Origin of the sequence: Streptomyces fulvorobeus, assembly GCF_013167895.1 — a bacterium.
In the GTDB taxonomy this organism is placed as follows: Bacteria; Actinomycetota; Actinomycetes; order Streptomycetales; family Streptomycetaceae; genus Streptomyces; species Streptomyces fulvorobeus.
Genome location: NZ_BLWC01000001.1, coordinates 5642399 through 5669035, shown reverse-complemented (window position 1 = coordinate 5669035; position 26637 = coordinate 5642399). Strand labels below are relative to the sequence as shown.

General features: G+C 71.4%; 22 protein-coding genes, 2 pseudogenes and 1 riboswitch. Of the genes and pseudogenes, 6 read left to right on the top strand and 18 right to left on the bottom strand.

Annotation, left to right across the window (positions count from 1 at the left end; genetic code table 11):
* Positions 1-79: 79 nt before the first annotated feature.
* Entirely contained in the window at positions 80-406 is a 327-nt protein-coding gene (locus tag Sfulv_RS25430) for a DUF8820 family protein (RefSeq protein WP_173316814.1), read from the bottom strand.
* A 172-nt stretch (positions 407-578) separates the two neighbouring features.
* Between Sfulv_RS25430 and Sfulv_RS25425 the strand changes: the two genes are divergently transcribed.
* Genes Sfulv_RS25425 through Sfulv_RS25405 form a run of 5 tightly spaced genes read left to right on the top strand, consistent with a single transcriptional unit; the run spans position 579 to position 5785 of the window.
* A complete protein-coding gene (locus Sfulv_RS25425; protein WP_173316813.1) occupies positions 579-1529 on the top strand; it encodes an STM4015 family protein in 951 nt (316 codons plus the stop codon).
* Positions 1530-1535: 6 nt separating this feature from the next.
* Positions 1536-2669 carry an STM4014 family protein gene (locus Sfulv_RS25420; RefSeq protein WP_173316812.1) on the top strand — a complete coding sequence of 378 codons (1134 nt, stop codon included), beginning with the start codon at positions 1536-1538 and terminating at the stop codon, positions 2667-2669.
* A gap of 34 nt (positions 2670-2703) precedes the next feature.
* Entirely contained in the window at positions 2704-3516 is an 813-nt protein-coding gene (locus Sfulv_RS25415) for an STM4013/SEN3800 family hydrolase (protein ID WP_173316811.1), read from the top strand.
* Complete coding sequence (locus tag Sfulv_RS25410; RefSeq protein ID WP_173316810.1) at positions 3513-4886, top strand: STM4012 family radical SAM protein; 1374 nt, start codon at positions 3513-3515, stop codon at positions 4884-4886. The genes Sfulv_RS25415 and Sfulv_RS25410 overlap by 4 nt, the downstream gene beginning before the upstream one ends.
* Positions 4887-4891: 5 nt before the next feature.
* Positions 4892-5785: an STM4011 family radical SAM protein gene (locus tag Sfulv_RS25405; protein WP_173316809.1), complete on the top strand. Its 894-nt coding sequence runs from the start codon at positions 4892-4894 to the stop codon at positions 5783-5785.
* On the opposite strand, the gene Sfulv_RS25400 is transcribed toward Sfulv_RS25405, so the two are convergent.
* Complete coding sequence (locus Sfulv_RS25400) at positions 5771-6625, bottom strand: SGNH/GDSL hydrolase family protein (RefSeq protein ID WP_173316808.1); 855 nt, start codon at positions 6623-6625, stop codon at positions 5771-5773. The genes Sfulv_RS25405 and Sfulv_RS25400 overlap by 15 nt on opposite strands.
* Positions 6626-6824: 199 nt before the next feature.
* Positions 6825-7775 (bottom strand): M23 family metallopeptidase, encoded by a 951-nt coding sequence (locus tag Sfulv_RS25395; protein ID WP_173316807.1) that lies wholly within the window; start codon positions 7773-7775, stop codon positions 6825-6827.
* A 5-nt stretch (positions 7776-7780) separates the two neighbouring features.
* Positions 7781-7936, bottom strand: a riboswitch (cyclic di-AMP (ydaO/yuaA leader).
* 452 nt (positions 7937-8388) lie between these two features.
* Between Sfulv_RS25395 and Sfulv_RS25390 the strand changes: the two genes are divergently transcribed.
* Complete coding sequence (locus tag Sfulv_RS25390) at positions 8389-9201, top strand: tyrosine-protein phosphatase (RefSeq protein WP_173316806.1); 813 nt, start codon at positions 8389-8391, stop codon at positions 9199-9201.
* Positions 9202-9283: 82 nt separating this feature from the next.
* Here Sfulv_RS25390 and Sfulv_RS25385 read toward each other — a convergent pair whose 3' ends face one another.
* The 15 genes and pseudogenes from Sfulv_RS25385 to Sfulv_RS25315 all read right to left on the bottom strand — a co-directional run bounded on the left by Sfulv_RS25385 (position 9284) and on the right by Sfulv_RS25315 (position 26615).
* A complete protein-coding gene (locus Sfulv_RS25385) occupies positions 9284-10681 on the bottom strand; it encodes an aspartate aminotransferase family protein (RefSeq protein WP_173316805.1) in 1398 nt (465 codons plus the stop codon).
* Positions 10682-10848: 167 nt separating this feature from the next.
* Positions 10849-11868, bottom strand: a complete 1020-nt coding sequence (gene hpnH / locus Sfulv_RS25380; RefSeq protein ID WP_173316804.1) for an adenosyl-hopene transferase HpnH — start codon at positions 11866-11868, stop codon at positions 10849-10851.
* A 6-nt stretch (positions 11869-11874) separates the two neighbouring features.
* Positions 11875-12531 (bottom strand): phosphorylase family protein, encoded by a 657-nt coding sequence (locus Sfulv_RS25375; protein ID WP_173316803.1) that lies wholly within the window; start codon positions 12529-12531, stop codon positions 11875-11877.
* A pseudogene (gene shc / locus Sfulv_RS25370) lies at positions 12531-14530 on the bottom strand (squalene--hopene cyclase). The gene Sfulv_RS25375 and the pseudogene shc overlap by 1 nt, the downstream one beginning before the upstream one ends.
* Before the next feature lie 107 nt (positions 14531-14637).
* On the bottom strand, positions 14638-15741 hold the full coding sequence (locus Sfulv_RS25365) for a polyprenyl synthetase family protein (protein ID WP_173316802.1): 1104 nt from the start codon (positions 15739-15741) through the stop codon (positions 14638-14640).
* Entirely contained in the window at positions 15738-17126 is a 1389-nt protein-coding gene (gene hpnE / locus Sfulv_RS25360; RefSeq protein ID WP_173316801.1) for a hydroxysqualene dehydroxylase HpnE, read from the bottom strand. Before hpnE ends, Sfulv_RS25365 begins: the two co-directional genes overlap by 4 nt.
* Before the next feature lie 124 nt (positions 17127-17250).
* A pseudogene (gene hpnD / locus Sfulv_RS25355) lies at positions 17251-18170 on the bottom strand (presqualene diphosphate synthase HpnD).
* A gap of 29 nt (positions 18171-18199) precedes the next feature.
* Positions 18200-19120, bottom strand: a complete 921-nt coding sequence (gene hpnC, locus Sfulv_RS25350; protein WP_173316800.1) for a squalene synthase HpnC — start codon at positions 19118-19120, stop codon at positions 18200-18202.
* A gap of 416 nt (positions 19121-19536) precedes the next feature.
* Positions 19537-20322, bottom strand: coding sequence for an ABC transporter ATP-binding protein (locus Sfulv_RS25345; protein WP_173316799.1), 786 nt, complete (start codon positions 20320-20322; stop codon positions 19537-19539).
* The gene (locus Sfulv_RS25340) at positions 20315-21244 is read right to left on the bottom strand and encodes an ABC transporter permease (protein ID WP_173316798.1); all 930 of its coding nucleotides are present in this window, start codon (positions 21242-21244) and stop codon (positions 20315-20317) included. The genes Sfulv_RS25345 and Sfulv_RS25340 overlap by 8 nt, the downstream gene beginning before the upstream one ends.
* 105 nt (positions 21245-21349) lie before the next feature.
* Positions 21350-22222, bottom strand: a complete 873-nt coding sequence (locus Sfulv_RS25335) for a glycosyltransferase family 2 protein (protein ID WP_173318214.1) — start codon at positions 22220-22222, stop codon at positions 21350-21352.
* A gap of 20 nt (positions 22223-22242) precedes the next feature.
* On the bottom strand, positions 22243-23022 hold the full coding sequence (locus Sfulv_RS25330; RefSeq protein WP_173316797.1) for a CDP-alcohol phosphatidyltransferase family protein: 780 nt from the start codon (positions 23020-23022) through the stop codon (positions 22243-22245).
* Positions 23000-24061, bottom strand: a complete 1062-nt coding sequence (locus tag Sfulv_RS25325; RefSeq protein ID WP_173316796.1) for an iron-containing alcohol dehydrogenase family protein — start codon at positions 24059-24061, stop codon at positions 23000-23002. Before Sfulv_RS25325 ends, Sfulv_RS25330 begins: the two co-directional genes overlap by 23 nt.
* Positions 24049-24786, bottom strand: a complete 738-nt coding sequence (locus Sfulv_RS25320) for a phosphocholine cytidylyltransferase family protein (RefSeq protein ID WP_173316795.1) — start codon at positions 24784-24786, stop codon at positions 24049-24051. The genes Sfulv_RS25325 and Sfulv_RS25320 overlap by 13 nt, the downstream gene beginning before the upstream one ends.
* On the bottom strand, positions 24783-26615 hold the full coding sequence (locus Sfulv_RS25315) for a DUF5941 domain-containing protein (RefSeq protein WP_173318212.1): 1833 nt from the start codon (positions 26613-26615) through the stop codon (positions 24783-24785). Before Sfulv_RS25315 ends, Sfulv_RS25320 begins: the two co-directional genes overlap by 4 nt.
* Positions 26616-26637 lie beyond the last annotated feature (22 nt).

The window sequence follows — 26637 nt, the reverse complement described above, 5'->3', positions numbered from 1 at the left end:
CCTGTTCGCTGATTTCTGACTTCCGCTCACCGGCCGCTGGTCCCGGGAGCGCGCCGAGCGGTGCGCTCCCGGGCGCCGGTCAGTCCGCGACGACGCGGACCGCACCTGGTGCGTACTCCCGCTGGCGCACGACGCGGAACCAGCCCCTGGGCAGCGGGATCACCGCGTGTTCCTCGTGCACCACACGCCCGCCCTCGGGCAGATGGAGCAGCATCGGGCCGAACACCCCGGCCTCCCGCATCAGTCGCCCGGGGCCCTGGACGGCGTGCGCGTGTCCTGTCACCTCGCCCAGCGCGAGCACCAGACGCCCCCGCCCGTCCCGTGGTTCTCCGGGCGCCCCCAACAGGTGGGCCGGCACCGCCGACTCCTCCAGCTCCACGATCAGCACATCGCCCTGCCGGTACACAGACGGCTCCCCTCCGGCCCGGCACCCACTGCGCCGATCCCGTGGAAAACGCTACGACGGGGGTCTGACAATCGGCGCGACAGCGGCCGCACCCGTCCCCGGCCGCGGGACTGTCAGTGGGCCTTGATACACCTTGCGGACATCAACGCCCCAGCGACAGGAGTTCAGGACCATGCCCGATGTCGACCACCTGCAAGAGTTGGCCGGCCTTCCCGCCGTCGATTTCCAGAGCGGGACTTCCGCGGTCCGGCCCACCGCCGGCGCCGCGGCCTGGCGCATCCGGGTCGATCCGTACGTGGACGAGGAGCGGACGTGGGAGGAGGAGTTCGCCGCCTTCCTCGACGAGGTCGATCCCGCCGGGGTCCGCGCCCTGATCATCGGGCAGTGGGGCGAGGCGTACGAGCGGGACTCCTCGTTTCCGATCGGTCTCGTCGTCGCGGCCGCCGGCCGGCTGACCTCGCTGGAGGCGGTCTTCGTCGGGGATCTGGTGCAGGAGGAGGCGGAGATCTCGTGGATCGAGCACGGGGACGTCACCCCGCTGCTCACCGCCTTCCCCCGTCTTCGCACTCTGGGGGTGCGCGGTGGATCGAGCCTGCGGCTCCCGCCGGTCCGGCACGAGAGTCTGCGTGAACTGGTCATCGAGTCCGGCGGCCTGCCCGTGGAGGTGGTCCGCGGGGTGCTGGAGAGTGAACTGCCGGCGCTGGAGCGGCTGGAGCTCTGGCTCGGCGTCTCGGCGTACGGAGGCGATGCGTCGGTGGCGGATCTCCAGCCCTTGCTGTCCGGCACCCGATTCCCGGCCCTGTCCCACCTCGGCCTGCGCAACAGCGAGTTGCAGAACGAGATAGCGGTGGCCGTCGCCTCGGCTCCGGTCGTCGCACAGCTGCGCACGCTCGATCTGTCCTCCGGCACGATGGGCGACGAGGGCGCTGCCGCACTCCTGGAGGGCCAGCCGCTCATCCACCTGGACGCGCTCGACCTCCACCACCACTTCCTGACCGAGCCGATGGAACGACGGGTCCGCACAGCGCTTGAGCCGCACGGGGTGCGGGTGGATCTGTCGGATCGCAACACGCCGTGGGACGACCAGGGTCCCGAAGGCCGCTACACGACCGTGGCGGAGTGAGCTGACGTGCGCAGCCGGGCGCCGCGCTTCGCGGTCGTCGCAATTCCTGGGAACCGCCGCGTGACCCTCTTCCAGGACGCCGTGCGCGCCGCCGGGCTGCCCGAGGCGCGGGTGGTGCCCTGGCGTGCGGTGCTGCGGGGCGAGGCGTTCTTCCTGCCGGGTGAGTCCGTACGGATCGACTCGCCGGGCGAGGACCCCGAGGTCGAACGGCTTCTGCGGGGCGTCGACGATCCGGCCGGGGTCGAGGGTTCCGCCCGGTGGTACGGGGCGTTCACCGGCGCCGTACGGGAGGTGGCCCGGGCGGCTGCCGCGGCGGGTGCGGTGCTCCTCGACGATCCCGGCGACCTCGCGGTGCTGTTCGACAAACGGCTGTGCCACGCCGCGCTGGGCGGCGCCGGAGTGCCCGTACCGGATTCGCCGACCTCCGGCGCCGGCGCACCCGCTGTACGGGGGTGGGCGGATGTGCGCACGCTGATGAGGGAGCACGGAATGCGGCGGGCCTTCGTGAAGCTCGCCCACGGTTCCTCCGCGTCGGGGGTGCTGGCGGTGGAGACCGCGGGCGCCGGCCGGGTGCGGGCGGTCACCTCCGTCGAGCGGGACGCGGCGGGGCGGCTCTTCAACTCGCTCCGGGTGCGCCGCTGCACGACGGAGGCCGAGGTCGCCGCCGTCGTCGACGCGCTCGCGCCGGACGGCCTGCACATCGAGCGGTGGCTGCCGAAGGCGTCGCAGCACGGCCGCGCCGCGGACCTGCGGGTCGTGGTGGTGGCAGGCCGGGCGACGCACGCGGTCGTGCGGACCAGCCGGTCGCCCATGACCAATCTTCATCTCGGCGGCAGGCGCGGCGACCTCGAAGCGGCCAGGGCCGCGACCGAGGCCGGGGGCGGCAGCTGGGCCGCCGCCCTGGCCGTGTGCGAGCGGGCGGCCGGCCGCTTCCCCGGCACCCTGTGCGTCGGCGTCGACCTGCTGCCCGCCATAGGCTGGCGCCGCTTCGCGGTGTGCGAGGTGAACGCGTTCGGTGATCTGCTGCCACGCCTGACCGGTCTGCCGGGCAGCGGCGCCGAGAACCTGGACACCTATGCGGCACAGGTCGCCGCCGTGACGAACCGGACAGGGGACCACCGTGCCGACTCCGCTCGCTGACCCCGCCCCGCACCGGCCGGGGGCGGAACCCGACATGTCCACGATCGTGGGCAGTCATGATCTGCTGCTCGTGACCCTGGACACCCTGCGCCACGACGTCGCGGCGGAGCTGGCGGCAGCCGGGCGCATCCCGCACCTGGCCCGCCATCTGCCCGGTGGTGTCTGGGAGAAGCGGCATGCGCCGGGGAGCTTCACCTACGCCTCGCACCAGGCGATGTTCGCCGGGTTCCTTCCGACCCCCGCTGCTCCGGGCCCTCATCCGCGCCTGTTCGCCGCCCGTTTCGCGGGCAGCGAGACCACGGCGGACGGCACCTTCGTCTTCGACACCCCCGATCTGGTCTCCGGGCTGGCCGCTGCCGGTTACCGGACGGTGTGCATCGGAGGTGTCGGTTTCTTCAACGGACAGGGCCCGCTCGGCTCCGTACTCCCGGGCCTGTTCCAGGAGAGCCACTGGGAGCCCGGCTTCGGTGTCGCCTCCCCCACCTCGTTCGAGGAGCAGGTGACCCGCGCCGAGCAGGTGGTGGCGGAACTCCCCGCCGGGCGACGGCTGTTCCTCTTCGTCAACGTGGCCGCCCTGCACCAGCCCAACTGGTTCCACCGGGACGGCGCCACACCGGGGGCTGGTGACTCCCGGGACACCCACGCGGCAGCGCTGGAGTACGTCGACCGTCACATCGGCCGGCTCTTCGCCGCGGCGAGCAGCCGGCGCCGGTGTTTCGCCATCGTCTGCTCGGACCACGGCACGGCCTACGGCGACGACGGGTACACCGGTCACCGGCTCGGCCACGAAGCCGTGTGGACCGTGCCCTACGCCCAATTCTTCCTTGACCCGAAGGCGCCCCGATGACCATCGCCACCCCCGCGGCCAGGCCGTACCAGCATTACGTCTACGCCTATCCGCACAAGACGGCGTACCGCCCGCTCGACGGACACCCCGCCGGGCGGCCCCTGCTGAGCGAGTTGTGGGCGGCGGAGCGGACGGACGCACTCTCCCTGTACATCCACATACCGTTCTGCGAGGTCCGCTGTGGTTTCTGTAACCTGTTCACACGGATCGGCGCGCCGGAGGAGTTGACCGCCCGCTACCTGGACGCGCTGGACCGGCAGGCCACGGCCGTCCGTGACGCGCTGGGCGACGAGCGGCCGGTCCGCCTCGCCGCGACGGCGTTCGGCGGCGGTACGCCCACCTTTCTGACCGCCGCCGAGCTGGAGCGGCTCTGCGACATAGCGGAGAAGCGGATGGGCGCGGATCTCCGGACGGTCCCGCTGTCGGTGGAGACCTCTCCCCCGACGGCCACCGCGGACCGGCTGGCCGTCCTCGCCGAGCGGGGAGCCACCCGGGTGAGCATCGGCGTGCAGAGCTTCATGGACGAGGAGGCCCGCGCCGCGGTCCGTCCGCAGCGCCGGGCCGAGGTGGAGGCGGCTCTCGGCCGCATCCGCGATACCCGCATCCCGGTCCTCAACATCGATCTGATCTACGGCATCGACGGCCAGACCGAGGACACCTGGCGCGCTTCGCTGGACGCCGCGCTGGCCTGGCGCCCCGAGGAGCTGTACCTCTACCCGCTGTACGTACGCCCCCTGACGGGGCTCGACCGTCTCGGCGCCGCGGCGCCGCCCGGGGCGGAGGCCACGGCCGAGGCCGCGTGGGACGAGCAGCGGCTGCGGCTCTACCGAGCGGGGCGCGACCAGCTTCTCGCCGAGGGCTACGAGCAGGTGTCGATGCGGATGTTCCGCCGTGCCGACGCCCCGCAGGAGGGCCCCGGCGACTACGCCTGCCAGACGGACGGGATGATCGGTCTCGGCTGTGGAGCCCGTTCGTACACCTCCGCACTGCACTACTCCTTCGACTACGCGGTGGAGACGCGTGAGGTCCGGGGCATCATCGACCGCTTCACGGCGACGGAGGACTTCACCCGCGCCGAGGTGGGGCGGTTCGTCGACGGCGACGAGGCGCGCAGGCGCCATCTGCTCCAGTCCCTTCTCCAGGCGGCGGGGATGGAGCGCGCGGGGTACCGCGCGCGGTTCGGCTCCGACCCGTACGAGGACTTCCCCCGTGAGCTGGACCGTTTCGCCGAGCGCGGCTGGCTCGCCGGGCCGGCGGACCACGGTCCGCTGCGCCTCTCCCCGGAAGGGCTGGCCCATTCGGACGCGCTGGGCCCCGAGCTGTTCTCCCCCGCCGTACGGGCCGCGATGGCCGCCTACGAGGTGAGGTGAAGCCCATGGACCTGACGATCCTCTACCGGGGCCCGCTGGCCTCCTGCGACTACGCCTGTCCGTACTGCCCCTTCGCCAAGCGGCGTGACACTCCCGGGCAGCTGCGCGCGGACCGCGCCGCCCTGGAGCGGTTCACCGCCTGGGCGGCGGCGCAGACGGGCGACCGGCTCTCGGTGCTCTTCACACCGTGGGGTGAAGGGCTGGTCCGGTCCTGGTACCGCCGGGCGCTGGTCGAGCTCTCGCGGCTGCCGCACATCGGGCGGGTCGCCGTCCAGACCAACCTCAGCTGCCGCACCGGCTGGCTGGCGGACGCCGACCGGGACAAGGTGGCGCTGTGGTGCACGTACCACCCGGGCCAGACCCCGTACGACAGGTTCCTGGGGAAGTGCCGTGACCTGGCGGAACTGGGCGTCCGGCACAGTGTCGGAATCGTGGGACTCGACGGTCACCTCGACGACGCGCGGCGGCTGCGGGCGGCGCTGCCCGAGGAGGTGTACCTCTGGGTCAACGCCGCCGAGGGTCACACCTACACGGACGAGGAGGCGGGCCGGTGGACGGCTCTGGACCCCCTGTTCCCGTACAGCCGCCGCCCTCACGAATCCGCCGGGCTGCCGTGCCGGACCGGTGAGTCGGTCATCTCCGTGGACGGCGACGGCACGGTGCGGCGGTGCCATTTCGTCCGCGCCGAGCTCGGCAACCTCTACGACGGGAGCTACCGCCGGGCTCTGGGCCCGCGCGGCTGTCCGCTCGCCGTCTGCGACTGCCACATCGGTTACGTGCACCTGGAGACACTGCCGCTGTACGACGTCTTCGCGGGCGGCGTACTGGAGCGGATACCCGCCAGGCGGCCGTCGCCGCGCTCTCCTTCCGTACCGGAGCGCTCCCTAGAGCGGCAGTAGGTCGGGGCGCTTGGCCGCGACGTGGTCGCCCGACGACTCACCGCGCAGCCGTCGCCCGATCCAGGGGACCAGGTACTCGCGGGCCCACTGGATGTCGTCGCGCCGGTGGTCGAACGGGCGGCGCAGGGCTTGCGGCGGCCATGCCTGGTCGGGATCGGCCGGCACGTCGATGCCGAGGACCTGGGCGGCGCGGAGTGCGACCCTGGTGTGGCCATCGGCCGACAGGTGCAGCCGGTCGAGGTCCCAGGCCCGGCGGTCCTGGACGGACCGCAGCGACCACAGGTCGAGGACCGGGCAGTCGTAGCGGTCGGCGATGGAGCGGACATGGGCGGTGTAGGTGGCGATCTTGCCCCGGAGGCGGCGCAGCACCGGCATGTGGCGGGGGTCGAAGCCGGTGGTGACCATGACGGTGCCGACCGCGCCGGACAGTTCCGCGACGGCGCGCTCGAAGCGCTCGGCCACGTCGTCGGGGTCGCTTCCCGGCCGCAGGATGTCGTTGCCGCCCGCGCAGAAGCTCACGAGGTCGGGGGCCATCTCCTTGGCTCGCGGGACCTGTTCCTCGACGATCTGGTCGAGGAGCCGTCCGCGCACGGCGAGATTGGCGTACCGGAAATTGGTGTGCCGTGACGGATCGGCGGCCGTCCCGGTTTCCCAGGCCGTGAGCTGATCAGCCAGCAGGACCGCGAATCGGTCCGCCCAGCCGATATAGCCTCCGCCGGGGCCGGGGTCACCGACGCCTTCGGTGAAGCTGTCACCGATCGCCGCGTACGACCCTATGACGCTCCTGACGCCTGGGACGCCCCGGATACCACGCTGATCGAGTCTCGAATCGTCTGCCACAAGCCCTTATCCTGCACCTGCGATTGTGACCTACGCGACCGTAATAAGGGGTTGACGGAGGGTGAGATAGACCACCCGGTCAGTTTTTGGTAAAGCCGGAATAAGTGGCGGGCCCGCCGTATCCGGTGAGGAAGCGAGGAAGGGCGGTGCGCCGCCGCGCACCGCCCTTCCTCACCATTCATCGCCTCAGCTCATCGCCTCAGAGGGAGACGCCGTGCTGACGCAGGTACGAGACCGGGTCGACGTCCGAGCCGTAGCCCGGGCCGGTGCGGACCTCGAAGTGCAGGTGCGGTCCGCTCGAGTTGCCGGTGGAGCCGGAGAGGCCGATCTGCTGGCCGCCGGTGACGGTCTCGCCGACCGACACGCTCAGCGAGGACTGGTGGGCGTACTGGGAGTACATGCCGTCCTCGTGCTTGATGACGACCTCGTTGCCGTAGGAACCGCTCCAGCCGGCCGACACCACGGTGCCGGGGCCGATGGCCCGGATGCTGGTGCCGGAGGCGGCCCGGAAGTCCGCACCGGTGTGGTAGCCGCTGGACCACATGGAACCGGAGGCACGGTACGGCGTGGTGACGGTGGCGTCGGCCAGGGGAGCGGCCCAGCCGGAGGTGGTGCCGGCCGAATCGGAGGAGGAGACCGAGTCCGCCGAGGTGTCCGCCTTGGGAGCGGCGGCCTCGGGCGCCGGCGCCTTCGAGGGGGCGGCCTTGGGGGCCGCGGCCTTCGGAGCGGCCTTGGGGGCGACGGCCTTCGAAGGCGCGGCCTTGGCGGAGCCGGACGCCTTGGCACCGAGCGTGAGTTCGGTGCCGGGGAAGATCAGGCTCGGGTTCTCGCCGACGACCTCGCGGTTGTCCTCGTACAGCTTCTCCCAGCCGCCCTTGATCTTCTGCTCGGCGGCGATCTTCGACAGGTAGTCGCCCTTGACCACGGAGTAGGTCTTCGGTGCGGCCTTGGAGACGGCGAGGGGCGCGGTGTGCGCCGCGGCGAGGGAGGCGGCCGCGGGCTTGGCGGCCGGTGCGGCCTGCTCCGCGGCCTGCGCCCCGGTGGCGCCGATCAGCGGAAGAGCGAGGACGGCGCCACCGGTCCCAGCGGCGAAGATGCCGCGGGCGATCGAGCCGGACTTCGTACGACGGTGCTTACCCTTTGCGGGCATGGGGGAATTCCTCTCCGGCGCCTACGAGGTGAGCTGTCGGGTTCGGGCTGGAGATGCCCGGTCGCGTCTGGTGCGACTTCACCCCGAGCCGGGCCGGATTCCTCCGGACCGGCGGCTTACCTGGGTCCCCCGCTCCTGCCACACGTGAGTGGATGCGGATTCCGGGCGGCGGCAGGATTAGGCGGTCCGTCCGGATTGACGGTGACCGTAAGCGAGTGAGGACGGCCATAACAAGCCGCGTCCCGAGCACCGGAATGCACGCTTCAATTCCGGTGCCGATTTCCGGTCACACTCCGTGGATTACGGATCTTGGCATTCCGGGCGGGGAGCGGACTGCCCACCGATCCGGCCGCCACACACCGTCACGGATATGATCCCGCTCACCAGGCGGTCACCATCTCCCCCATAAGCAGGGCATGTTCTGCTAAACGCACCAATTCGGACATGTGTCGGTCGCGGGGTACGACGGAGCCTCAGGGCCGCTCCTTGGCGACGGTGTCTCCCGGGCGGCGGCCCGCGGGGCGAACTGATTGCCTGAGGAATCGATGTCGTATCGTCACGACCGTGCCCTCGCCGGCGAGCAGCGTCGGCGCCAGACACTCCAGGAGCGACCGTGACCCAGCAGCTGCCGCAGGTCCCGCCGACCCACGCCGAGCTGACCGGTGTGCGCAACTTCCGTGACGTCGGCGGGCTGCCGACCACGGACGGCCGCCGGGTGCGCTTCGGACGGCTCTACCGCAGCGGTCACCTGGCGCACGCCACGGAGCAGGACAGGGCGTTCCTGGACGGGCTGGGGCTGCACACGGTCTTCGACTTCCGCAACGCGGCCGACCACAAGCTCGACGGCTACGACGTGGAGCTGACGGGCGTGCGCAACGTCAGCATCCCGCTCTCCGACCCGGCGGACGGCGCCGAGTTCTGGCGGCTGGTCCGCGACGGCAACATCGAGCAGCTGTGCTCGATCCTGGCGAACGGCAAGGGCGTGGAGCGCATGGTCGCCTCGTACCGCTCGATCATCAGGGACCGCACGGGTGAGCACAGCCGGGTCCTGCACGCCCTGGCCGAGGACAGCGTGCCCGCCCTGATGCACTGCGCGGCCGGCAAGGACCGGGCGGGGCTCTCCATAGCGGTGTCGCTGCTGGCCGTCGGCGTGGAGCGCGAGGCCATCGAGGCGGACTACCTGCTGTCGAACGACGCCCACCGCCGGTACAAGGTGAAGCGCAGCGACACCTCGGCCACCGGAATGTCCGATGAGGTCATGGAGCTGCTCGATCCCCTCTTCGGGGCGCGCCCCGAGTATCTGGCGGCGGCCTTCGACACCATCGCGGAGACCTGGGACACCACCGAGCGCTACCTCACGGAAGGGCTGGGGCTCTCCCCCCGGACCCGGGAGCGGCTGCGGGAGCGGCTCACCGAGGAGGCGTGACCCCGCTCCGGCGTCAGCCCTGGGATGCGTGCCTCCATGGGCCAGGATCCGCCCCGGAGGCGAAGCCGCGCCCGAGCAGGGGTCAGCGGTTGCCGACAGCCTGCTTCACCAGGGTCCTGCCGAAGTCCCACATCAGCCCGCCTCCGCTGTGCGCGTCGTCCATCACCGCCGTGAAGGCGCGCACGAACCGGTCCACCTCCGGCTCGCCGATGATCAGCGGCGGGATCAGTTTGATCACTTCCAGGTGGTCCCCGGAGACCTGCGTGAGAATCCGGTGCTTCTGGAGCAGGGGCACCACCACCATCTGCGCGAAGAGTCCCTTGCGGGCGGCCTGGAGCATGGTCCAGCGGCTGCGGAGCCTGAGAGAGGACGGCCGGCCGAACTCGATACCGATCATCAGCCCGCGTCCGCGCACCTCGTGCAGCAGCTCGTAGCGGTCGACGAGCGCGGCCAGCCGCTCACGCAGCAGATCTCCGGTCCGGCGGGCGTTCGCCACCGTCTCCTCGTCCTCCATCACGGCGAGGACGGCGAGACCGGCCGCCATCGCCTGCGCGTTGGAGCCGAAGCTCGCCGAGTGGACGAGGACCCGGTCCATGGACGAGTAGACGCGCTTGAAGATCCAGTCCTTGCCGAGCGTCGCCCCCACCGGCACGTAGCCGCCGGAGAGCGCCTTGGCGACACAGACCAGGTCGGGTTCGACGCCTTCCTCGTGCTGGTACGCGTAGAAGTCGCCGGTCCGCCCGAGCCCTGTCTGCACCTCGTCCACGATGAGCAGTGCCTTGTGCCGGTGCAGCAGCTCCTGCGCGGCTCGCAGGAAGCCGGGCGGTGCGGCGTGCACCCCCTTGCCCTGGACGGGCTCCACGACGAATGCCGCGACGTCGCCGCGCTCCAGCTCGCGCCGCAGCGCCGCCAGGTCGCCGAGTGCGATCGCGGTGTCCGGCAGCAGCGGGGCGAAGCCGTCCCGGAAGCCCGCCTCCCCGTTGACCGAGAGGGAGCCGGTGGTCAGCCCGTGGAAGGCGTGCGCGCAGTACAGGACTCTGGGCTTCCCGGTGGCGTAACGGGCGAATTTCAGGGCCGTCTCGACGGCCTCCGTACCACTGTTGCCGAAGAACACCCGGTCCAGGTGCGGGCTGTGCGCGAGCAGTTTCTCGGCCAGCAGGCCGGGGAGCGGCTGGCAGTCGAAGCGGGTGAGGTCGGCCAGGGAGGCGTCGAGGACGTCGTGCAGCGCCTTGCGCACGACGGGGTGGTGCCGGCCGAGACCCATCACCCCGAATCCGGCGAGCATGTCGAGGTAGTCGTTGCCCTCGGCGTCCCAGAAGTACGCGCCCTCGGCCCGCTGGTAGACCTTGTCGAAGCCGATCGTGCGCAGCATGCGCGGCAACTGGTGGTTGAGGTGCCTGGTGTGCAGCTCGTAGCGCTCCCCGCCCCGTGCGGCGAGGAGCCGCGCGAGGTCGAAGCCCTTGGGCCCGTCGTCCTTCATGCCCCGCTCTCCTTCGGTACCGGCTGCTGTGCCTTCACCCGCCGGGCGGCGAGGGCGGCGCTGATCCGTCCGGCGATCTCCACTTGGGCCCGAGGTGACCGCCTGTCCTGGACACCGCCTGGATCAAGAACGTCCCGGGGCCGACCGGCCCTACGGAGGTCATGCCGTCATCTGTTCCCGCCGATGGTCTCCCGTGCGGCGCGCAGCGACTCCTTCAGCGACCCCATGGTGGCGAGGACGGCGGTGGGCTCGTATCCGCAGTGCGCCATGCAGTTGGCGCAGCGCGGGTCCTTGCCCCGTCCGTAGGTGTCCCAGTCGGTGTCGTCCACGAGTTCCCGGTACGTCGGCACGTATCCGTCGCTCATCAGGTAGCAGGGCCGCTGCCAGCCGAAGAGCGAGTAGTTGGGGATCGCCCACGCCGTGCAGGGGAAGTCGGCCCTGCCTTCCAGGAAGTCCAGGAAGAGCGGCGAGTGGTTGAGCCGCCAGCGGGCCCTGTTGCCCCCCGCGAACGCCTTCTTGAAGAGCTCCCGGGTCTGCTCGACCCCGAGGAAGTGCTCCTGGTCGGGGGCCTTCTCGTAGGCGTAGGCGGGCGAGATCATCATCTCGTCGACCTTGAGGTCGTCGTTGAGGAAGTCGAGGACCTCGATGACGGTCTGCGGGGTGTCGGTGTTGAAGAAGGTCGAGTTCGTGGTGACCCGGAAGCCGCGGCGCTTGGCTTCCTTCATCGCCGCCACCGCCTCGTCGAAGACGCCTTCCTTGGCTACCGACTCGTCGTGCCGCTCGCGCAGCCCGTCGATGTGCACCGCGAACGCGAAGTAGGGCGAGGGGGTGAACTTGTCGAGCTTCTTACGCATCAGCATCGCGTTGGTGCAGAGGAAGACGTACTTTTTCCTCGCCACCAACTGCCGCACGATCTCGTCGATCTGAGGGTGCATCAGCGGCTCGCCGCCGGCGATGGACACCATCGGGGCACCGGCTTCGAGCACCGCGCCCACCGCCTGGGCCACCGGCATGCGCTGTTTGAGGACGCCCGCCGGATGCTGGATCTTCCCGCAGCCCTCGCACGCCAGATTGCAGGCGAACAGGGGTTCCAGCTCAACGATCAACGGAAATTTATCCCGCTTCCGAAGCTTTTGCTCGATGAGATACGTCGCGACCTTGATGGACTGACGGAGCGGCATGGCCATCTGGGCTCACCTCCTGGGGAGCAGCAAAGATCGGTGCCATTCATGGAAAGCCGGCAGCACGGCACGGAGAACACGGAAAGCCGATATTCCACCGCGCAGCGTGCCGATGCGGACGAGCTCGTGCTCCGGGGCGTCCACGACCACCCGTACGGCCGCAACCGGACGTGCCCCCGCCAGCAGGGCGGTACGCAGCGTGGCCGCTGACTCCATGTCCACCGCGATGGCACCGGTGGCGCTCAGCTCCGCGCGCTCGGGTCCGCGCACGACGTGGCCGGACCCGGTCAGCGGACCGGTGTGGACGGTTCGGCCCGGCACCGCCCTGGCGAGGGCTTCGGCGAGGACGTCCGTGCCGGTGCAGGCGGACCGGCCGCCGGCGTCCCGGGTCTCCTGTGCGACGACGAGGTCGCCGGGGCGCATCCCGGGGGCGAGACCCGCGCAGAAGCCGGAGGCGATGACCGCGGCGCCCTCGGTCCGCTCCAGGGCCAGGGCGCGCGTGACGGCCGCCTCGGCGGCCCTGGGGCCCATTCCCGTCCTGATGACGGTCACCGGCCCGGCGGCCCCGCCGCCCCTGCCGCTGCGCAGTGCGAGGTGCTCGATGGAGAGCGCGCAGGCGATCAGGAGCGGGTACGCGGGGCCTGGCGGCCCGGACGCAGGTCCCCCCATCAGGCCCCCTTGCGGAAGAGGGCGCGGTCGGCGAAGGGGTCGCCGTACACGTATCTGCCGAGCGCGGTGAGCGGGAAGACCTGCCGGTAGAGGTGGTAGTTGATGGAGAAGTCCCAGGGGAACCCGGTCCCGGTGAAGTACGGCTCGTCCCAGGAGCCGTCCGGCTGCTGCGCCCCGGCCAGCCAGGTCACACCCCGCCGCACCGCCCTGCTCTCACGCTCTCCGGCGGAGAGCAGCGCGAGGAGCGCCCAGGCCGTCTGGGACGCGGTCGAGGGGCCGTGCCCGATCCACTTCTCCTCCTGGTACGAGCGCAGATCCTCGCCCCAGCCCCCGTCGTCGTTCTGTACGGACTCCAGCCAGCTCACGGCGCGGCGGACCGAGGGGTGGTGGGCCGGGATTCCCGCGGCGACCAGCGCGGGTACCACGGACCCTGTCCCATAGATGTAGTTGACGCCCCAGCGCCCGAACCAGGCTCCGCTCGCCTCCTGTTCGGCGAGGAGCCACTCGACTCCCCGCCGGGTGCCGGGATGACGGGACATGCCTTCGAAGGCCAGCATCTCCACGACGTGCCCGGTGACGTCGGCGGACGGCGGGTCGACTACCTCGCCGAAGTCGCAGAACGGCAGCCGGTTGGGGAACGGGCTGGTGTTGTCCGCGTCGAAGGCGGCCCAGGCCCCGTTGCGCGACTGCATACCCAGATTCCAGCGCACACCCCGCTCGATGGCGGCCTCGACGCGCACCGGGTCGGGATGGCGGATCCTGCGCAGGGCGAGGACGACCTCCGCGGTGTCGTCGATATCGGGGTAGTTGTCGTTGTGGAACTCGAACGCCCAGCCACCCGGGGCCAGTCGGGGCCTGCGTACCGACCAGTCACCGGGCCGGACGATCTCCTCGCCGAGCATCCAGTCGGCGGCCTTCACCAGGGCGGGGTGGTCGGGGCTGAGTCCCGCGTCGGCGAGTGCGATCGTCGCCAGACAGGTGTCCCATACCGGGGACTGGCACGCCTCGACCATGCGGGCGCCGTCCTCGCGCCACACGGTGAACCGGTCGAGCGAGGCGAGCCCGGCCCGCATCACCGGATGGCCGAGGTCGTAGCCGAGCAGATGCAGGGCGATCACCGAGTACACGGCGGGCGGCTGGATGCCGCCCCAGCAGCCGTCGTTCTCCTGACGCTCGATGATCCACCGGGCCGCCAGGTTCATGGCGAAGCGCCGCAGCCCGCGTGGCGCGACCCTGTGGTACAGGTGCATCGCCTTGTCCAGCCGCTGGAAGATGCCGTCCCAGCTCATGGGAGGGGCCAGCGGCTTGGGCGGGTTCGGGCAGGCCGGGTCCGTGTGCAGCTCGTCCAGGGCGAAGGGCGCGGGGCGGACCGGCCGCGTGGCGGAGACGATGGTGAGCGGGACGATGGTCTGCCGCGCCCAGCAGCCGAAGTCGTAGATGTTGAGCGGCACCCACGGGGGAGGAACATCAACTCGGGCGGCAGCTCCGGCAGATCGTCCCACTTCCACCAGCCGAAGAGGGCGAGCCAGATCCTGGTGAAGACGCGGGCTCCGGCGATGCCGCCCTGTTCGCGGACCCAGCCCGCCGCCCGGACCATGTGCGGGTCCTGGGGCCGGTCTCCGGCCAGCCGCAGGGCCACGTACGCCTCGATGGTGGCGGAGAGGTCGCCCGGCCCTTCGTAGAAGGTCGCCCAGGTGCCGTCGCCGAGCTGTTCGCCCCGGATGAAACGGGCGGTCGCCTCGATCGTGGCGGGGTCCTGAATCCCGAGGAACTGCCGCAGCAGCAGATCCTCGGCGTCCATGGTGACGTTGGTGGCGAGGTCGCCCTTCCACCAGCCCTGCTCGTCCTGCCTGCCGAGGAGGTGCTCCACCGAGCGTTCCGCGGCCCGCCGCGCGGCGGCGAGGACATCGTCCGCGGCGGTGGTCGTGTCGGTCGGTTCGCCGGCCGGGGCTGCGCGGAGGTCCGCGGCTCCGGTGCTTCCGTCTGTCGTCGCTGTCATGGCTTCCCCTTCGTGCAGTTGGTCCTCTGCTGTGCTGGGGTATCCGTCGGCCGGCACCCGGTACGGGCGCCGGCCGGCGACTGCGAGTCATATGGAGCGGATGGTCGTCATCTCTTTCGCACGACCACGAAGTCGGCGAGCGCGGTGAGCTGCGCCCGTACCTGCGCGGGCATGTCGACACCGTGCAGCGCCTCGATGGCTACCGCGTGCTGCCGACGGGCTTCCTCCGCGGTCCACTCCCGGCCGCCCGCCTCCTCGATGAGTGCCGCGCGGGCGGCGAACTCCTCCTCGGAGAAGCTGGCGAACTCCGTGCTCTTCGCGTCGGCGGCGAGGAGCTCGCCGAGGCGCTCGGAGGCCGGTCCGCCCGCGGCGAGCGCGGCGACGACCGGCAGGGACTTCTTGCGCTGGCGCAGATCGCTCCAGGTCTGCTTGCCGGTGGCCACCGGGTCGCCCCAGATGCCGAGCAGGTCGTCGACGGCCTGGAAGGCGAGGCCGAGGTGGTAGCCGTACGCCTCCAGCGTGTCGGCGGTACGGTCGTCGGCCCCGCCGAGCACGGCGCCGATCGAGACGGAGCAGGCGAGCAGGGCGCCCGTCTTGTTGCCCTCCATCTCCAGGCACTCCTCGACGGTGACCCGCTCGCGGTGCTCGTAGGAGATGTCCTGGGCCTGGCCGTCGATCAGCTTGCGGGTGGCGGTGGTCAGCCGGCGGGCCGCCCGGCCCGCCTCGACGGTGCCGAGCTCCAGGAGGATCTCGTTGGCGAGCGCGAACAGCGCGTCACCGACCAGGATCGCCTGGGCCGGGCCGTGCACCTTCCACACCGTGTCCCGGTGGCGGCGCTGCTCGTCACCGTCCATCAGGTCGTCGTGCAGCAGCGAGAAGTTGTGCACGAGTTCGACGGCCACGGCGCCGGGCAGACCGGTCTCGGCCGGGGCTCCCGCCACCTCGGCGGAGAGCAGGGCGAGCGCGGGGCGCACCGCCTTGCCGCCGTCGCCGTCCGCGGGGCGGCCCTGGGCGTCGATCCAGCCGAAGTGGTAGGCGGCGACGGAGTCCATGGGCGGCGCGAGCCGGTCCACGGCGGCCCGCAGCACCGGCGCTGACATGGCCCTTCCGCGCTCCAGAAGCGCGGTGACGTCCGCGGTGTCCACCACGGTGTCGATAGCCGGATTCGCCGGGGTCACTGACTCTCCTCTTGTTCCGGTGGCACTGCTCATGCCGCCTCCTGCAGCGGATGTTCATGGCGGCGGCCCAGAGCGCCGAGGGCGGCGTCCGCGGCGCTGAAACCGCTGCGCACCGCGCCCTCCATCGTCGCGGGCCAGCCGGTTGCGGTCCATGCGCCGGCCAGCTGGAGGCCGGGTGCGCGGGTACGGGTGCCCGGCCGGAGCCGGCCGACGCCGGGTGCGGGGGCGAACGTCGCGGTACGTTCCCTGGTGACGAAGAAGTCGCGCACGCCCGCCCCGCGTGCGGCTGGAAGGAGCCGCTCCAGCTCGGGCAGGTAGCGCCGGCGCAGTTCGCCGACGGGCAGGTCGATCTCGTCCAGGGCCGCCGACTGGGACACCGCGAGGTACTGCCCCGCTCCCTGGAGCCCGGAGGACTCCGTGCGGTCGAAGACCCATTGCACCGGCGATCCGAGCGCGGCGAAGAACGGCCTGCGCAGCACCTTGCGGTCGTAGACCACGTGTACGTTCAGGATGGGCGCGGTGCCGATGTCCAGCAGCCGGTCCGGGTCGTGCAGTGCGCCTTCGGGCAGCAGGCCGTGGGTTTCGCCCTGAGGGACGGCGAGGACGACGGTGTCCGCCTCGATCCGCTCGCTGTCCGTCTCGACGGCCCAGCAATCGTCCTCGGTGCGGGACACGGAGCCGACCCGGGTGCGCAGTTCGGTCCGTACCCCGGCGGAGTCGAGCGCCTTGCGGGCCAGCGTGTCGTGGAGTTCGCCGAGCGGCACGGCCGCCCAGCCGATGTCGGCGGCGCCGGGCTCGGAGAGCAGCCCCGTCTTGAAGACCATGGCGGCCAGCGCCATGGAGGCGTTCGCCGCGGTCGCGTTGAGCGTGGCCACCCCGACGAGGTCCCACAGGGCCTCGATGGCGCGGGGCGACTGCCCGTGCCGGCCGAGCCAGGTCCCGAAGTCGATGCCGTCGAGCGCCGGGTCGGCCGGGTCGAGCCGGCCGAGCGCGAGCGCGGCCCGTCCGACGCCCGCCTTCTCGGCCAGGGAGAGGTGCGGGTAGCCGGCCAGTCCGGCCGCCAGGTGCAGGGGTACGGGGAGGCCGGTGCGGCGCAGCCTGCCCAGGCGCGGCCCCGCGGCGCGTCCCACATCGAGCACCGGTACGTCGAGGCGGTCCTGGAGCGGGGCGAGGCGGGCGCCGCCGATCCGGTCGAGGAACCAGCGGTAGCCGGTGCAGCAGCGCAGGTAGACGTGCTGGCCGTTGTCGACGCTGAGCTCTCCCCGACGGAAGGAGAAGGCGAGTCCGCCGAGCCGGGGCCGCCCCTCGAGCAGCGTCACACCGACGCCGGCGTCGGCGAGGCGCAGGGCCGCTGTCATGCCGGCGAGGCCGCCGCCGACGACGACCGCGCGGGAGGCGCGCGGGCTCTCCTCGCTCATGCGTCCCCCTCTCGCCGGTTCTTGGCCACCCGGATCGTCGCAGTCAGGGACGCGCCGGGCCACCGCAGGGTTGCCCGCGGTTCCGGGCCGCCGCCGCGCCGCGGGGTACGTCCGCCCAGGAGCATCAGGCGCGTCCCCTCGTCGTGAGGCGCGAGATGTGCCGCGCGTCGAGGCCGGAGAGGCCGCGCACCGCGACGTACGCCTTCTCGTGTCCCGGCAGGGAGACCCGGCCGCGCAGCACGGCCTCCGGGTCGCGCTCGATCCGGTCCAGGAGGCGGCGGTAGATCCCGGCCATCGCGGCCACGCACGCCCCGCTGCGGCGGTCGAGCATCGGCAGCAGCCGGTACCCCTCGGCGAACAGGGCGCGGGCGCGCCTGACCTCGAAGTGGACCAGCCCCGCGAAGTCGGAGCCTGGCGGCGGGTGGCCCGGTGGAATCCGGCGGAGCAGCCGAACTTCTCCAGGTCCTCGGCGGGCAGGTACGTCCTGCCGTTGGCGGCGTCCTCGCGGACGTCGCGCAGGATGTTGGTGAGCTGGAGAGCGAGGCCGAGGGTGTCGGCGTACTCGGCGGCACGGTCGGCGCCGGGTGCGCCCTGTTCCGTACCGAAGACGCCCAGGCTGAGCCGGCCGATGGCACCCGCGACACACCGGCAGTACGTCGCCAGAGCGTCCCAGGTCTCGTACGTCGCGCCGCGCACGTCCATCAGCACGCCGTCGATGAGCTCGTCGAGTCCGCCGAGCGGCAGGGGGAAGCGCCGGGCGGCGTCGGCGAGGGCGACGGCGACGGGATCGGTGTCGTCCTCGTCGACCGCACCGGCCCTGATCCGTTCGAGCAGTGCCCGGGTGCCTTCCAGCCGGGTCCACTTGGTCTCCGGTACCAGCTCGCCGTCGCCGATGTCGTCCACCCGACGGGAGAAGGCGTACAGCGCCGACATGGCCTGTCGCTTCTCGTACGGCAGCAGCCTGATGCCGTAGGCGAAGTTACGGGCCTGCTGCCCGGTGACGGCCTCGCAGTAACTGTATGCGGCCTGTACCGGTGCCGACATGTACGTCGTCTGTCCCTCCACGGTCGGGCTCACCCCTCTCTACGCGCTCTTCGCAAGACGACTCCCATTTCGCGCAGCAAGCTGGGCTTGGTGGGTCCGGGCGGTCCGGGCAGTACGTCGAACCCGGCGGCTCCGATCGCGGTGAGGGCGGCGTGCCCTCCGGCGACGAATCCGGCGAGCAGCAGCCTGAGTCTGCCGTGGACGCTGCCCACGAGTGGGGTGCCCTCGTTCAGCAGGTCGCGGGCGCGTTCGGCCTCGAAGGCGATGAGGCTGCGCACCGCCGCGCCGGCGGACGGCGCCGCCAGGTCGCTCTCGCCGACGTGGAAGCGGGCCATGTCCTCGGCCGGCAGGTAGATCCGGTCGCGTCCGAGGTCCTCGGCGACGTCCTGGAGGTGCTCGACGATCTGCAGGGCGGTGCAGACGGCGTCGGACAGGCGGTTGCGCTCGGGGCCGGCGGTGCCGGTGATCTGGAGGACGAGCCGGCCGACGGGGTTGGCGGAGAGCTCGCAGTAGGCGAGGAGCTCCCCGTAGGTCCCGTAGCGGCGGATCTTCTGGTCCTGCCGGTTCGCCTCGATGAGTCCGAGGAAGGGTTCCGGGGCGAGCGCGCAGCGCCGCACGGTGGGGCGCAGTGCGCGCAGGAGGGGGTGGCGCGGGCCGTCCCCCGTGGTGGCGAAGACGCGGTGCAGGTCGGCTTCGAAGGCATCGAGCATGGCGAGCCGGTCGTCGGTCCGGGCCGGTTCCAGGCCGAGGTGGCGGGCGTCGGCGCCGCCGGGAGCGAGGTCGCCGTCACCGATGTCGTCGACGAGGCGGGCGAAGCCGTAGACGGCCATCAGGTCGTCGCGCCAGGCCCGGGGCAGGAAGAAGGGGGCCACGGGGAAGTTCTCGTCCGCGGCCTTGCCGAGTGTGCCGGCCGCCGCCGCGTCGGGGTGGGCCCGAGGGGTGCGGGTCACCGCGTACCGCCCGGCGCGGGGACGGCGGGACCACGTCGGAGCTGGAGATCTTCCGTCATTGCCGTCACATCTCCCGTTCTACACTGCTGACCCAAAACAACCCTTTTCGGACACACCGCTCGCTCTTCCCAGTGCGGGGGAGCCGCAGGCCGCTCGCACCGGGCGTATCGCCCCACTTGCCACGAATCAGCACCGCTACAGCTTACGTTGTACAGCTCACAAGCCCCCCGCGGGGTGTTCCGCGCGTGGCGGCCGTGCCGGTGTTCCAGCCAACCTTCCCCGTCGGCGGGGAATTGGCGTCATCCGCCGGGAGGAGACCGGTGACCGGCGGTACCGCGGTCCGCGCGCGGGCCCCGCGCACCGCTGTGGCCTCCGCCCGGGCGTACTCGGGCGGAGGCCACAGGAACGGCGGACGGCTACTTGCTGGTCTCCCGCTCGTACGCCTTCAGCACCTCTTCGGTGGGCCCGTCCATCAGGAGCTCACCCTTCTCCAGCCACAGCACGCGGTCGCAGGTGTCCCTGATCGACTTGTTGTTGTGGCTGACGAGGAAGACGGTGCCCGCTTCCTTGCGCAGTTCACGGATGCGCTCCTCGGAGCGGATGCGGAACTTCCGGTCACCGGTGGCCAGCGCCTCGTCGATCATGAGGACGTCGTGGTTCTTGGCGGCGGCGATCGAGAACCGCAGCCTGGCGGCCATACCGGAGGAGTACGTCCGCATCGGCAGCGTGATGAAGTCGCCCTTCTCGTTGATCCCGGAGAACTCGACGATCTCGTGGTAGCGCGAGCGGATCTCCTCGCGGCTCATCCCCATCGCCAGACCGCCCAGAACGATGTTGCGCTCACCTGTCAGATCGCTCATCAGCGCCGCGTTCACGCCGAGCAGCGAGGGCTGGCCGTCGGTGTAGACCTTGCCGTGCTCCGTGGGGAGGAGCCCGGCGATGGCCCGGAGCAGCGTCGACTTCCCCGAGCCGTTCGTCCCGATGAGGCCGATGGCCTCGCCGCGGTACGCGGTGAAGGTGACCCCCCGTACGGCGTGGACCTTGCGGACGCCGCGCGACTCGCCCTTGCCGCGGCGCACGATCCGGCTCAGCGCCGCGGTGGCACTGCCCTTGCCCCCGGCCGCCCCGTTGACGCGGTACACGATGTGCACGTCGTCGGCGACGACGGTGGGAATCTTCTCCTGGATCTTGTCCTCAGCCACGGCCGTACCGTTCCTCTGCCTTCCAGAAGTACACGAAGCCCGCGACGCCCACGAAGAGCGCCCAGGCGAGCCCGACCGCCCAGACGTGCTGCGGCAGGTTCTCGGAGCCGTAACCGTCGATGAGCGCGAAGCGCACCAGGTCCATGTAGATGGCCGCCGGGTTGTACTGGAGCACGTCGGCGATCCACTGCGGCTTGTCCGCGAGCATCACCGGGATGGAGAACATGACGCCCGACGCGTACATCCAGGTCCGCATCACGAACGGCATCAGCTGGGCCAGGTCGGGCGTCTTGCTGCCGAGTCTGGCCATGGCGAGCGCCAGGCCCGTGTTGAAGAAGAACTGCAGGAAGAGCGCGGGCAGGACGAGCAGCCAGGAGAGCGTCGGATAACTGCCGAAGCCCACGGCCACGGCGATCAGCACGATCATCGAGAACATCAGCTGCTGGAGCTGCTGGAGCGAGAAGGAGATGGGGAGGGAGGCGCGGGGGAAGTGCAGCGCCCGGACAAGCCCGAGGTTCCCGGAGATGGAGCGGACCCCCGCCATGACCGAGCTCTGCGTGAAGGTGAACACGAAGACGCCGGTCACCAGGAAGGGGATGAAGACCTCCTGGCTCATCCCCTTCCTGGTCCCGAGGATCAGGCCGAAGATCAGGTAGTAGACCAGGGCGTTCAGCAGCGGTGTCGCCACCTGCCACAGCTGGCCGAGCTTGGCCTGGCTGTACTGCGCCGTCAGCTTCGCCCTGGAGAACGCCATGATGAAGTGGCGCCGGCCCCAGAGCTGGCGGATGTACTGGGTCAGCCCCGGCCGGGCGCCACTCACCGTCAGACCGTACTTGTCGGCCACCTGGGCCGCGCTGAGGCCCTCGTCGGCGGACGGCTGGGCGCTCAGCGCGACCGAGCCGTCATGGGTTGTGTCACTCACAAGTTGAAACTCTCGTCTTCAAGATGCGCAGCCAGTCGCGGGCGCGGCTCAGGCGGACAGGTCCCGGAAAGAAAAGTACGCCTCATGCTCTCAGAGGCGAACTTCTCAGATCACGGGAGGGCGGCCCAGTCTGGTCAGGCGCCACACCGTACGCCACTTCATCGGGCGCCGGGGTCCGCAGGGCGTCGCCCACCCTTCCCGGAAGCCGCCGAACCACGCCTTGAGCGCGGGACCGGACGGCCTGCGGACCAGGGTCAGCAGCAGCCAGACACCGACGTAGACGGGGACCAGGGGCGCGGGGAGGTTGCGGCGTGCCAGCCAGACCCTGTTGCGGGCCACCATACGGTGGTAGACCGCGTGCCGCGAGGGAGCGGTGGTCGGATGGTTGAGCACCATGTCCGCGCGGTAGTCGATCATCCAGCCGGCGTTCAGCGCGCGCCAGGCCAGATCGGTCTCCTCGTGGGCGTAGAAGAAGTCGTCCGGCAGCCCGCCGACCTCGGCGAGCACCTGGGTGCGTACGGCGTTGGCGCCGCCGAGGAAGGTCGTCACCCGCGACGAGCGCATCGGGTCCGACGCGCGGAGCCGGGGCACGTGCCTGCGCTGGGTGACGCCGGTCTCCGGGTCGGCGATCCGGAAGGTGATGATGCCCAGCCTGTCGTCGGCGGCGAACGCCTGCCGGCAGAGCTCGGCGGTGTCCGTGTTGGGGAGGAGCCCGTCGTCGTCCAGGAAGAGCAGCACGTCGACGTCGGCGCCGGAGGGACCGAACGCCTCGATCCCGACGTTGCGGCCCCCGGGGATGCCCAGGTTCTCCGGCAGTTCCACCGTGCGTACCCCCGCGGGGACGTCGGGCACGGGGGCGCCGTTGCCGACGACCACCACCTCGATCCGGTCGCCCTCCTGCGCCGCGACCGAGTCGAGCAGGGCACGCAGCTCGGCGGGCCGGTTACCCATCGTGATGACGACCGCGCCGAGTTTCATGCCCGCGCCCGCCCCGCCGCTCACTTCAGCCTGCTGGAAGCGAGCACGGACACCAGGTGGAGCAGCGTCTGCAGGAGCGCGATCCCCGCGAGGACGGCGACACCGAGCCGCGAGAAGAACAGGTCGTCCCTGATGCTGTCCGCGATCGCCGCGGCCAGGATCAGCAGGGACGCCTCGACCCCGAGGACCAGCCGGTGGAACTTGAGCGCGGCGGCGGCCTTGCGGGCCAGCGCCATCCCGGAGGAGCGCGGCTCGGAGGCGGACTCCTGCACCGGCGGCTTCCCGCCCTGGTGGCGGGCGACGCCGACGAGGTCGGTCTCGGCCTTGATCAGGATGGCGCCGAGTGCGGCCAGGGTGCCGAGGAAGGCCCACAGCCAGTCGATCCGCCCCTGGCCCCACAGGTCAGCGGCGCGCAGGCCGAAACCGACGAGGACCGCGGCGTCGCACAGGTAGGCGGCGACCCGGTCCAGGTAGACCCCGGCGAGGGAGTACTGCTTCTTCCAGCGGGCCACCTCGCCGTCCACGCAGTCGAGCAGCAGGTAGAGCTGGACCATCAGCACACCGAGCAGGGCGCCCGTGATGCCGGGGACGAGCAGCGCCGGGGCGGCGAGTGCGCCCGCGACGGTCATCACGTAGGTCAGCTGGTTGGGCGTGACCCTGGTGTTCACCAGATGCCGGTCGATGCGCAGGGAGACCTCGCGCATGTAGAGCCGGCCGGCCCAGTGCTCGCCGCTACGGCGGTCCTTCACACCCGGGGGGTGGACGACCGGTCGGAGCTCAGCTACCGATGGCTTTTGCATAGTCGGCGTATGCGTCCTTGATCTGTTCGGTGGAGAGGTTGAGGTGTTCCAGGATCGTGAAGCGTCCCGGCCGCGTCTGGGGTGCGTACTCGACGGCCTGCACGAACTCGGCGGCGCTGAAGCCGATCTCGCCCGGCAGGACGGGCAGCCCGTGCCTGCGCAGCGCGTCGGCGAAGAGACCGGACTGCTCCAAGGCCCCGCGCAGGTGCATCGCGAAGGCCGCGCCGAGGCCGACCTGCTCGCCGTGGCTCGCCGCGCGCTTCGGGAAGAGCAGGTCGAAGGCGTGGCTGATCTCGTGGCAGGCGCCGGACGAGGGGCGGGTGTCGCCGCTGATCGACATCGCGATCCCGGAGAGGACGAGCCCCTCGGCGAGGACGGTGAGGAACTCGTCGTCGCCGACGCCGCCGGGGTGGCGGAGCACGGCCTCACCCGCGGTACGGGCCATGGCCGCGGCCAGTCCGTCGACCGCTTCGCCGGTGACCTGGCGCGAGAGCTCCCAGTCGGCGATCGCGGAGATGTTGGAGATCGCGTCACCGATGCCGGACCGGACGAAGCGGGCGGGGGCCGCACGGATCACATCGAGGTCGATGACCATGGCGATGGGCGTGGGGACTCCGTAGGAGCCGCGTCCGTTGTCGTTGTCCAGCGTGGACACCGGGGAGCAGATGCCGTCGTGCGAGAGGTTCGTCGCGACGGCGACCATCGGCAGGCCGACCCGGGCCGCCGCGTACTTGGTCACGTCGAGGATCTTGCCGCCGCCGAGGCCGACCACGGCGTCGTACCGCTTGCCCTTGATGCCGTCCGCGAGCTTCACGGCGGAGTCGATGGTGCCGTCCGACACCACGTACCAGTCGGCGCCCGGCAGGAGGGGCGACAGCTTCTCCCGGAGTTTCTGTCCAGAGCCGTCGCTCACGGCGAAGGCGAGCTTGCCGGAGGAGGAGATCCGCTGGTCGGCGAGGAGACCGGCGAGGTCTCCGATCGCGCCCCGGCTGATGTCGACGACGACCGGGGACGGAATGAGCCGGGTCAGTACTGGCACGCGATCTCCCGGCCCCTCTTGAGGTCGTCGTGGTTGTCGATCTCGACCCACGTCACTTCCCCGATGGGGGCCACGTCGACGGTGAAGCCGCGGTTGACGAGCTCCTGGTAGCCGTCCTCGTAGTAGAGGTCCGGGTCGCGCTCGAACGTGGTCCTCAGCGCGTCGGCGAGCTCTTCGGCCGCCTCGGGCTCGATCAGCGTGACGCCGATGTACTCGCCGGTCGCGGTGGCCGGGTCCATCAGCTTGGTGATGCGGCGGACACCCTTGCCGCCCTCGGTGATGACCTTCATCTCCTCGTCGGCGAGGCTCTTCACCGTGTCGAGGGCGAGGATGATCTTCTGACCCTTGCCGCGGGCGTCCAGGAGGGTCTTCTCGACGGAGACCGGGTGCACGGTGTCGCCGTTCGCGAGGATGACGCCCTGCTTCAGGACCTCACGGGCGCACCACAGGGAGTAGGCGTTGTTCCACTCCTCGGCCTTGTCGTTGTCGATCAGGGTGAGCGTCACGCCGTACTTCGCCTCGAGCTCCGCCTTGCGGGCGTAGACGGCTTCCTTGCGGTAGCCGACCACGATCGCGACCTCGGTGAGTCCGACCTCGGCGAAGTTGGCGAGCGTGAGGTCGAGGACCGTCGTGTCACCGTCGACAGGGACGAGCGCCTTGGGCAGCGTGTCCGTGTAGGGGCGCAGACGTCGCCCTGCACCGGCTGCCAGTACGAGGCCGATCATGCGAGTTCTCCTTCGTCGTGTACGGCGGGGGCCGAGGAGGACACCCAGAAGCGGATGGACTCCACGAGCACCACCAGAGCCACGGCCACCGCGAGCGCGGTGAGAGCCGTGGTGAAATCCGAGGCGTGGGTCAGTACGGCGGCGCACACGGCCACCACGACGGTCCGGCCCTCGTGTCCACCGATCGTCCGCACCAGCCACCGGGGCGGCGCGCCGGTGCCGCCGCGGATGCGGTACACCGTGTCGTAGTGATGGTAGGCGACGGCTGAGACCAGCCCGAAGGCCGCGGGAAGGGCGTGCGGGACGTCGCTGCGGGCGGCCAGGACGAGCACCGTGCAGTACTCCGCGGCCCTGAACACCGGGGGTACGAGCCAGTCGAGCGCGCCCTTGAGGGGACGCGCGACGGCGGCGCCCGAGAGGACCGCGTAGAGCGCGGCGGCGGCCACGGTCAGCGGGCTTCCGTACGGCAGGAGGAGGGCCGCGGCGATGATCGCCGCAGCACCGGTGAGCGCCAGCAGCGGGGCGGTGAAACCGCCGCCGGGCCTCGGGACGACGGCGGCGGCCGCCCGTGCGAGCGGGCCCGAGTCCGCGAGGTCGGAGAGGGCCTGAGCGGCCCGGTCGGTGCGCCGCGCCTTGCGGGTCAGCGAGCGCAGGAGGCGGCCGGCGGTGGTGTAGCAGGCGGCGAGCGAGCAGCCGACGAGCAGGGCGTAGAAGACGACACGGGGGCTGGTCACGGCGGTCAGCACGGCGATCATGGCCCAGCGCTCGCCGATCGGCAGCACTATCATCCGCCGCAGCCAGACCGTCCAGCCGACGCTGTCGAGCCGGTCGGAGAGTGCCGCCGTGGGGCTCGTGTTGGAGACCGCGTCGTGGTTGGCCTCGTTGAATGAGAAGTCGACGATGTGGCGGCACGCCTGGAGGACCATCGCGCCGAGCGCGAGGACCCATACGTCGTCACCGCCCCGGGCCGCTCCGAGTGCGAGACCGGCGTAGTACGCGTACTCCTTGGCCCGGTCGAACGTGGCGTCCAGCCAGGCGCCCATCGTCGAGTACTGCAACGAGTAGCGGGCGAGCTGCCCGTCCGTGCAGTCCAGGACGAAGGAGAGGAGCAGCAGCACGCCTGCGGCGACGTAACCGCCGCGGGTGCCGGTCGCCGCGCTGCCCGCCGCGACCAGCGCGGTGATCAGTGAGGCGGTGGTGACCTGGTTGGGGGTGAGCCCGCGCCGGGCGCACCAGCGGGCGATGTAGCGGGAGTAGGGGCTGACCAGGAACGTGGTGACGAAACCGTCGTGGGCCTTCACCGCGTTGCGCAGCCGTACCGCCTCGTCGTCGACGGCGGCGACGGCCTCACGCGCGGCGGCGCGTGCCTGCGGACCGGTGGGGACGGCCGCGGTGAGCGAACCGAGCTCGGGCCGCTGCACCGGGGTGCCCCCGGTCTCCAGGGCCACCGCGAGGCGGCCCGGGACCGTGCGGTCCTCGGCGTCCGGGTCGGCGGGCGGGGGCCCCACGGGGCTTCCCGCGCCGACCGCGGCGACGGTCCTGTCCAGGGCGCGCACCAGCGCCGCCCGCGCCCCGGGCTGCGCGGTGAGCGCGCCGGGCAGGGCGGCGACGTCGAAGCGGGGATCGGTCAGCCCGAGCCGCAGGGCGTGCAGGTGGCCGACGAACCGGGGGTCGACCAGCGCGACGCGTCCGCCGGCGGGAACCGCGGCGAGCATCGCGGCGGCTTCGGTGGCGTCGTCGGCGGCCCGTACGTCAAAGCCCAGGGACCGCAGATCGTCCTCGAGCGACGATCCGGGTACCGGCGCACCGGTGAGGATGGCGGTCGACAGACGAACTCACTCCTTGGCGCTG

Coding starts and splice junctions, on each gene's coding strand:
- Sfulv_RS25425 (WP_173316813.1), top strand. CDS start 579: ATGCCCGATGTCGACCACCTGCAAGAGTTGGCCGGCCTTCCCGCCGTC.
- Sfulv_RS25335 (WP_173318214.1), bottom strand. CDS start 22,222: ATGAAACTCGGCGCGGTCGTCATCACGATGGGTAACCGGCCCGCCGAG.
- Sfulv_RS25405 (WP_173316809.1), top strand. CDS start 4,892: ATGGACCTGACGATCCTCTACCGGGGCCCGCTGGCCTCCTGCGACTAC.
- Sfulv_RS25330 (WP_173316797.1), bottom strand. CDS start 23,022: ATGCAAAAGCCATCGGTAGCTGAGCTCCGACCGGTCGTCCACCCCCCG.
- Sfulv_RS25395 (WP_173316807.1), bottom strand. CDS start 7,775: ATGCCCGCAAAGGGTAAGCACCGTCGTACGAAGTCCGGCTCGATCGCC.
- hpnE (WP_173316801.1), bottom strand. CDS start 17,126: ATGAGCGAGGAGAGCCCGCGCGCCTCCCGCGCGGTCGTCGTCGGCGGC.
- Sfulv_RS25415 (WP_173316811.1), top strand. CDS start 2,704: ATGTCCACGATCGTGGGCAGTCATGATCTGCTGCTCGTGACCCTGGAC.
- Sfulv_RS25365 (WP_173316802.1), bottom strand. CDS start 15,741: ATGAGCAGTGCCACCGGAACAAGAGGAGAGTCAGTGACCCCGGCGAAT.
- Sfulv_RS25375 (WP_173316803.1), bottom strand. CDS start 12,531: ATGGGGGGACCTGCGTCCGGGCCGCCAGGCCCCGCGTACCCGCTCCTG.
- Sfulv_RS25320 (WP_173316795.1), bottom strand. CDS start 24,786: ATGATCGGCCTCGTACTGGCAGCCGGTGCAGGGCGACGTCTGCGCCCC.
- Sfulv_RS25385 (WP_173316805.1), bottom strand. CDS start 10,681: ATGAAGGACGACGGGCCCAAGGGCTTCGACCTCGCGCGGCTCCTCGCC.
- Sfulv_RS25410 (WP_173316810.1), top strand. CDS start 3,513: ATGACCATCGCCACCCCCGCGGCCAGGCCGTACCAGCATTACGTCTAC.
- hpnH (WP_173316804.1), bottom strand. CDS start 11,868: ATGGCCATGCCGCTCCGTCAGTCCATCAAGGTCGCGACGTATCTCATC.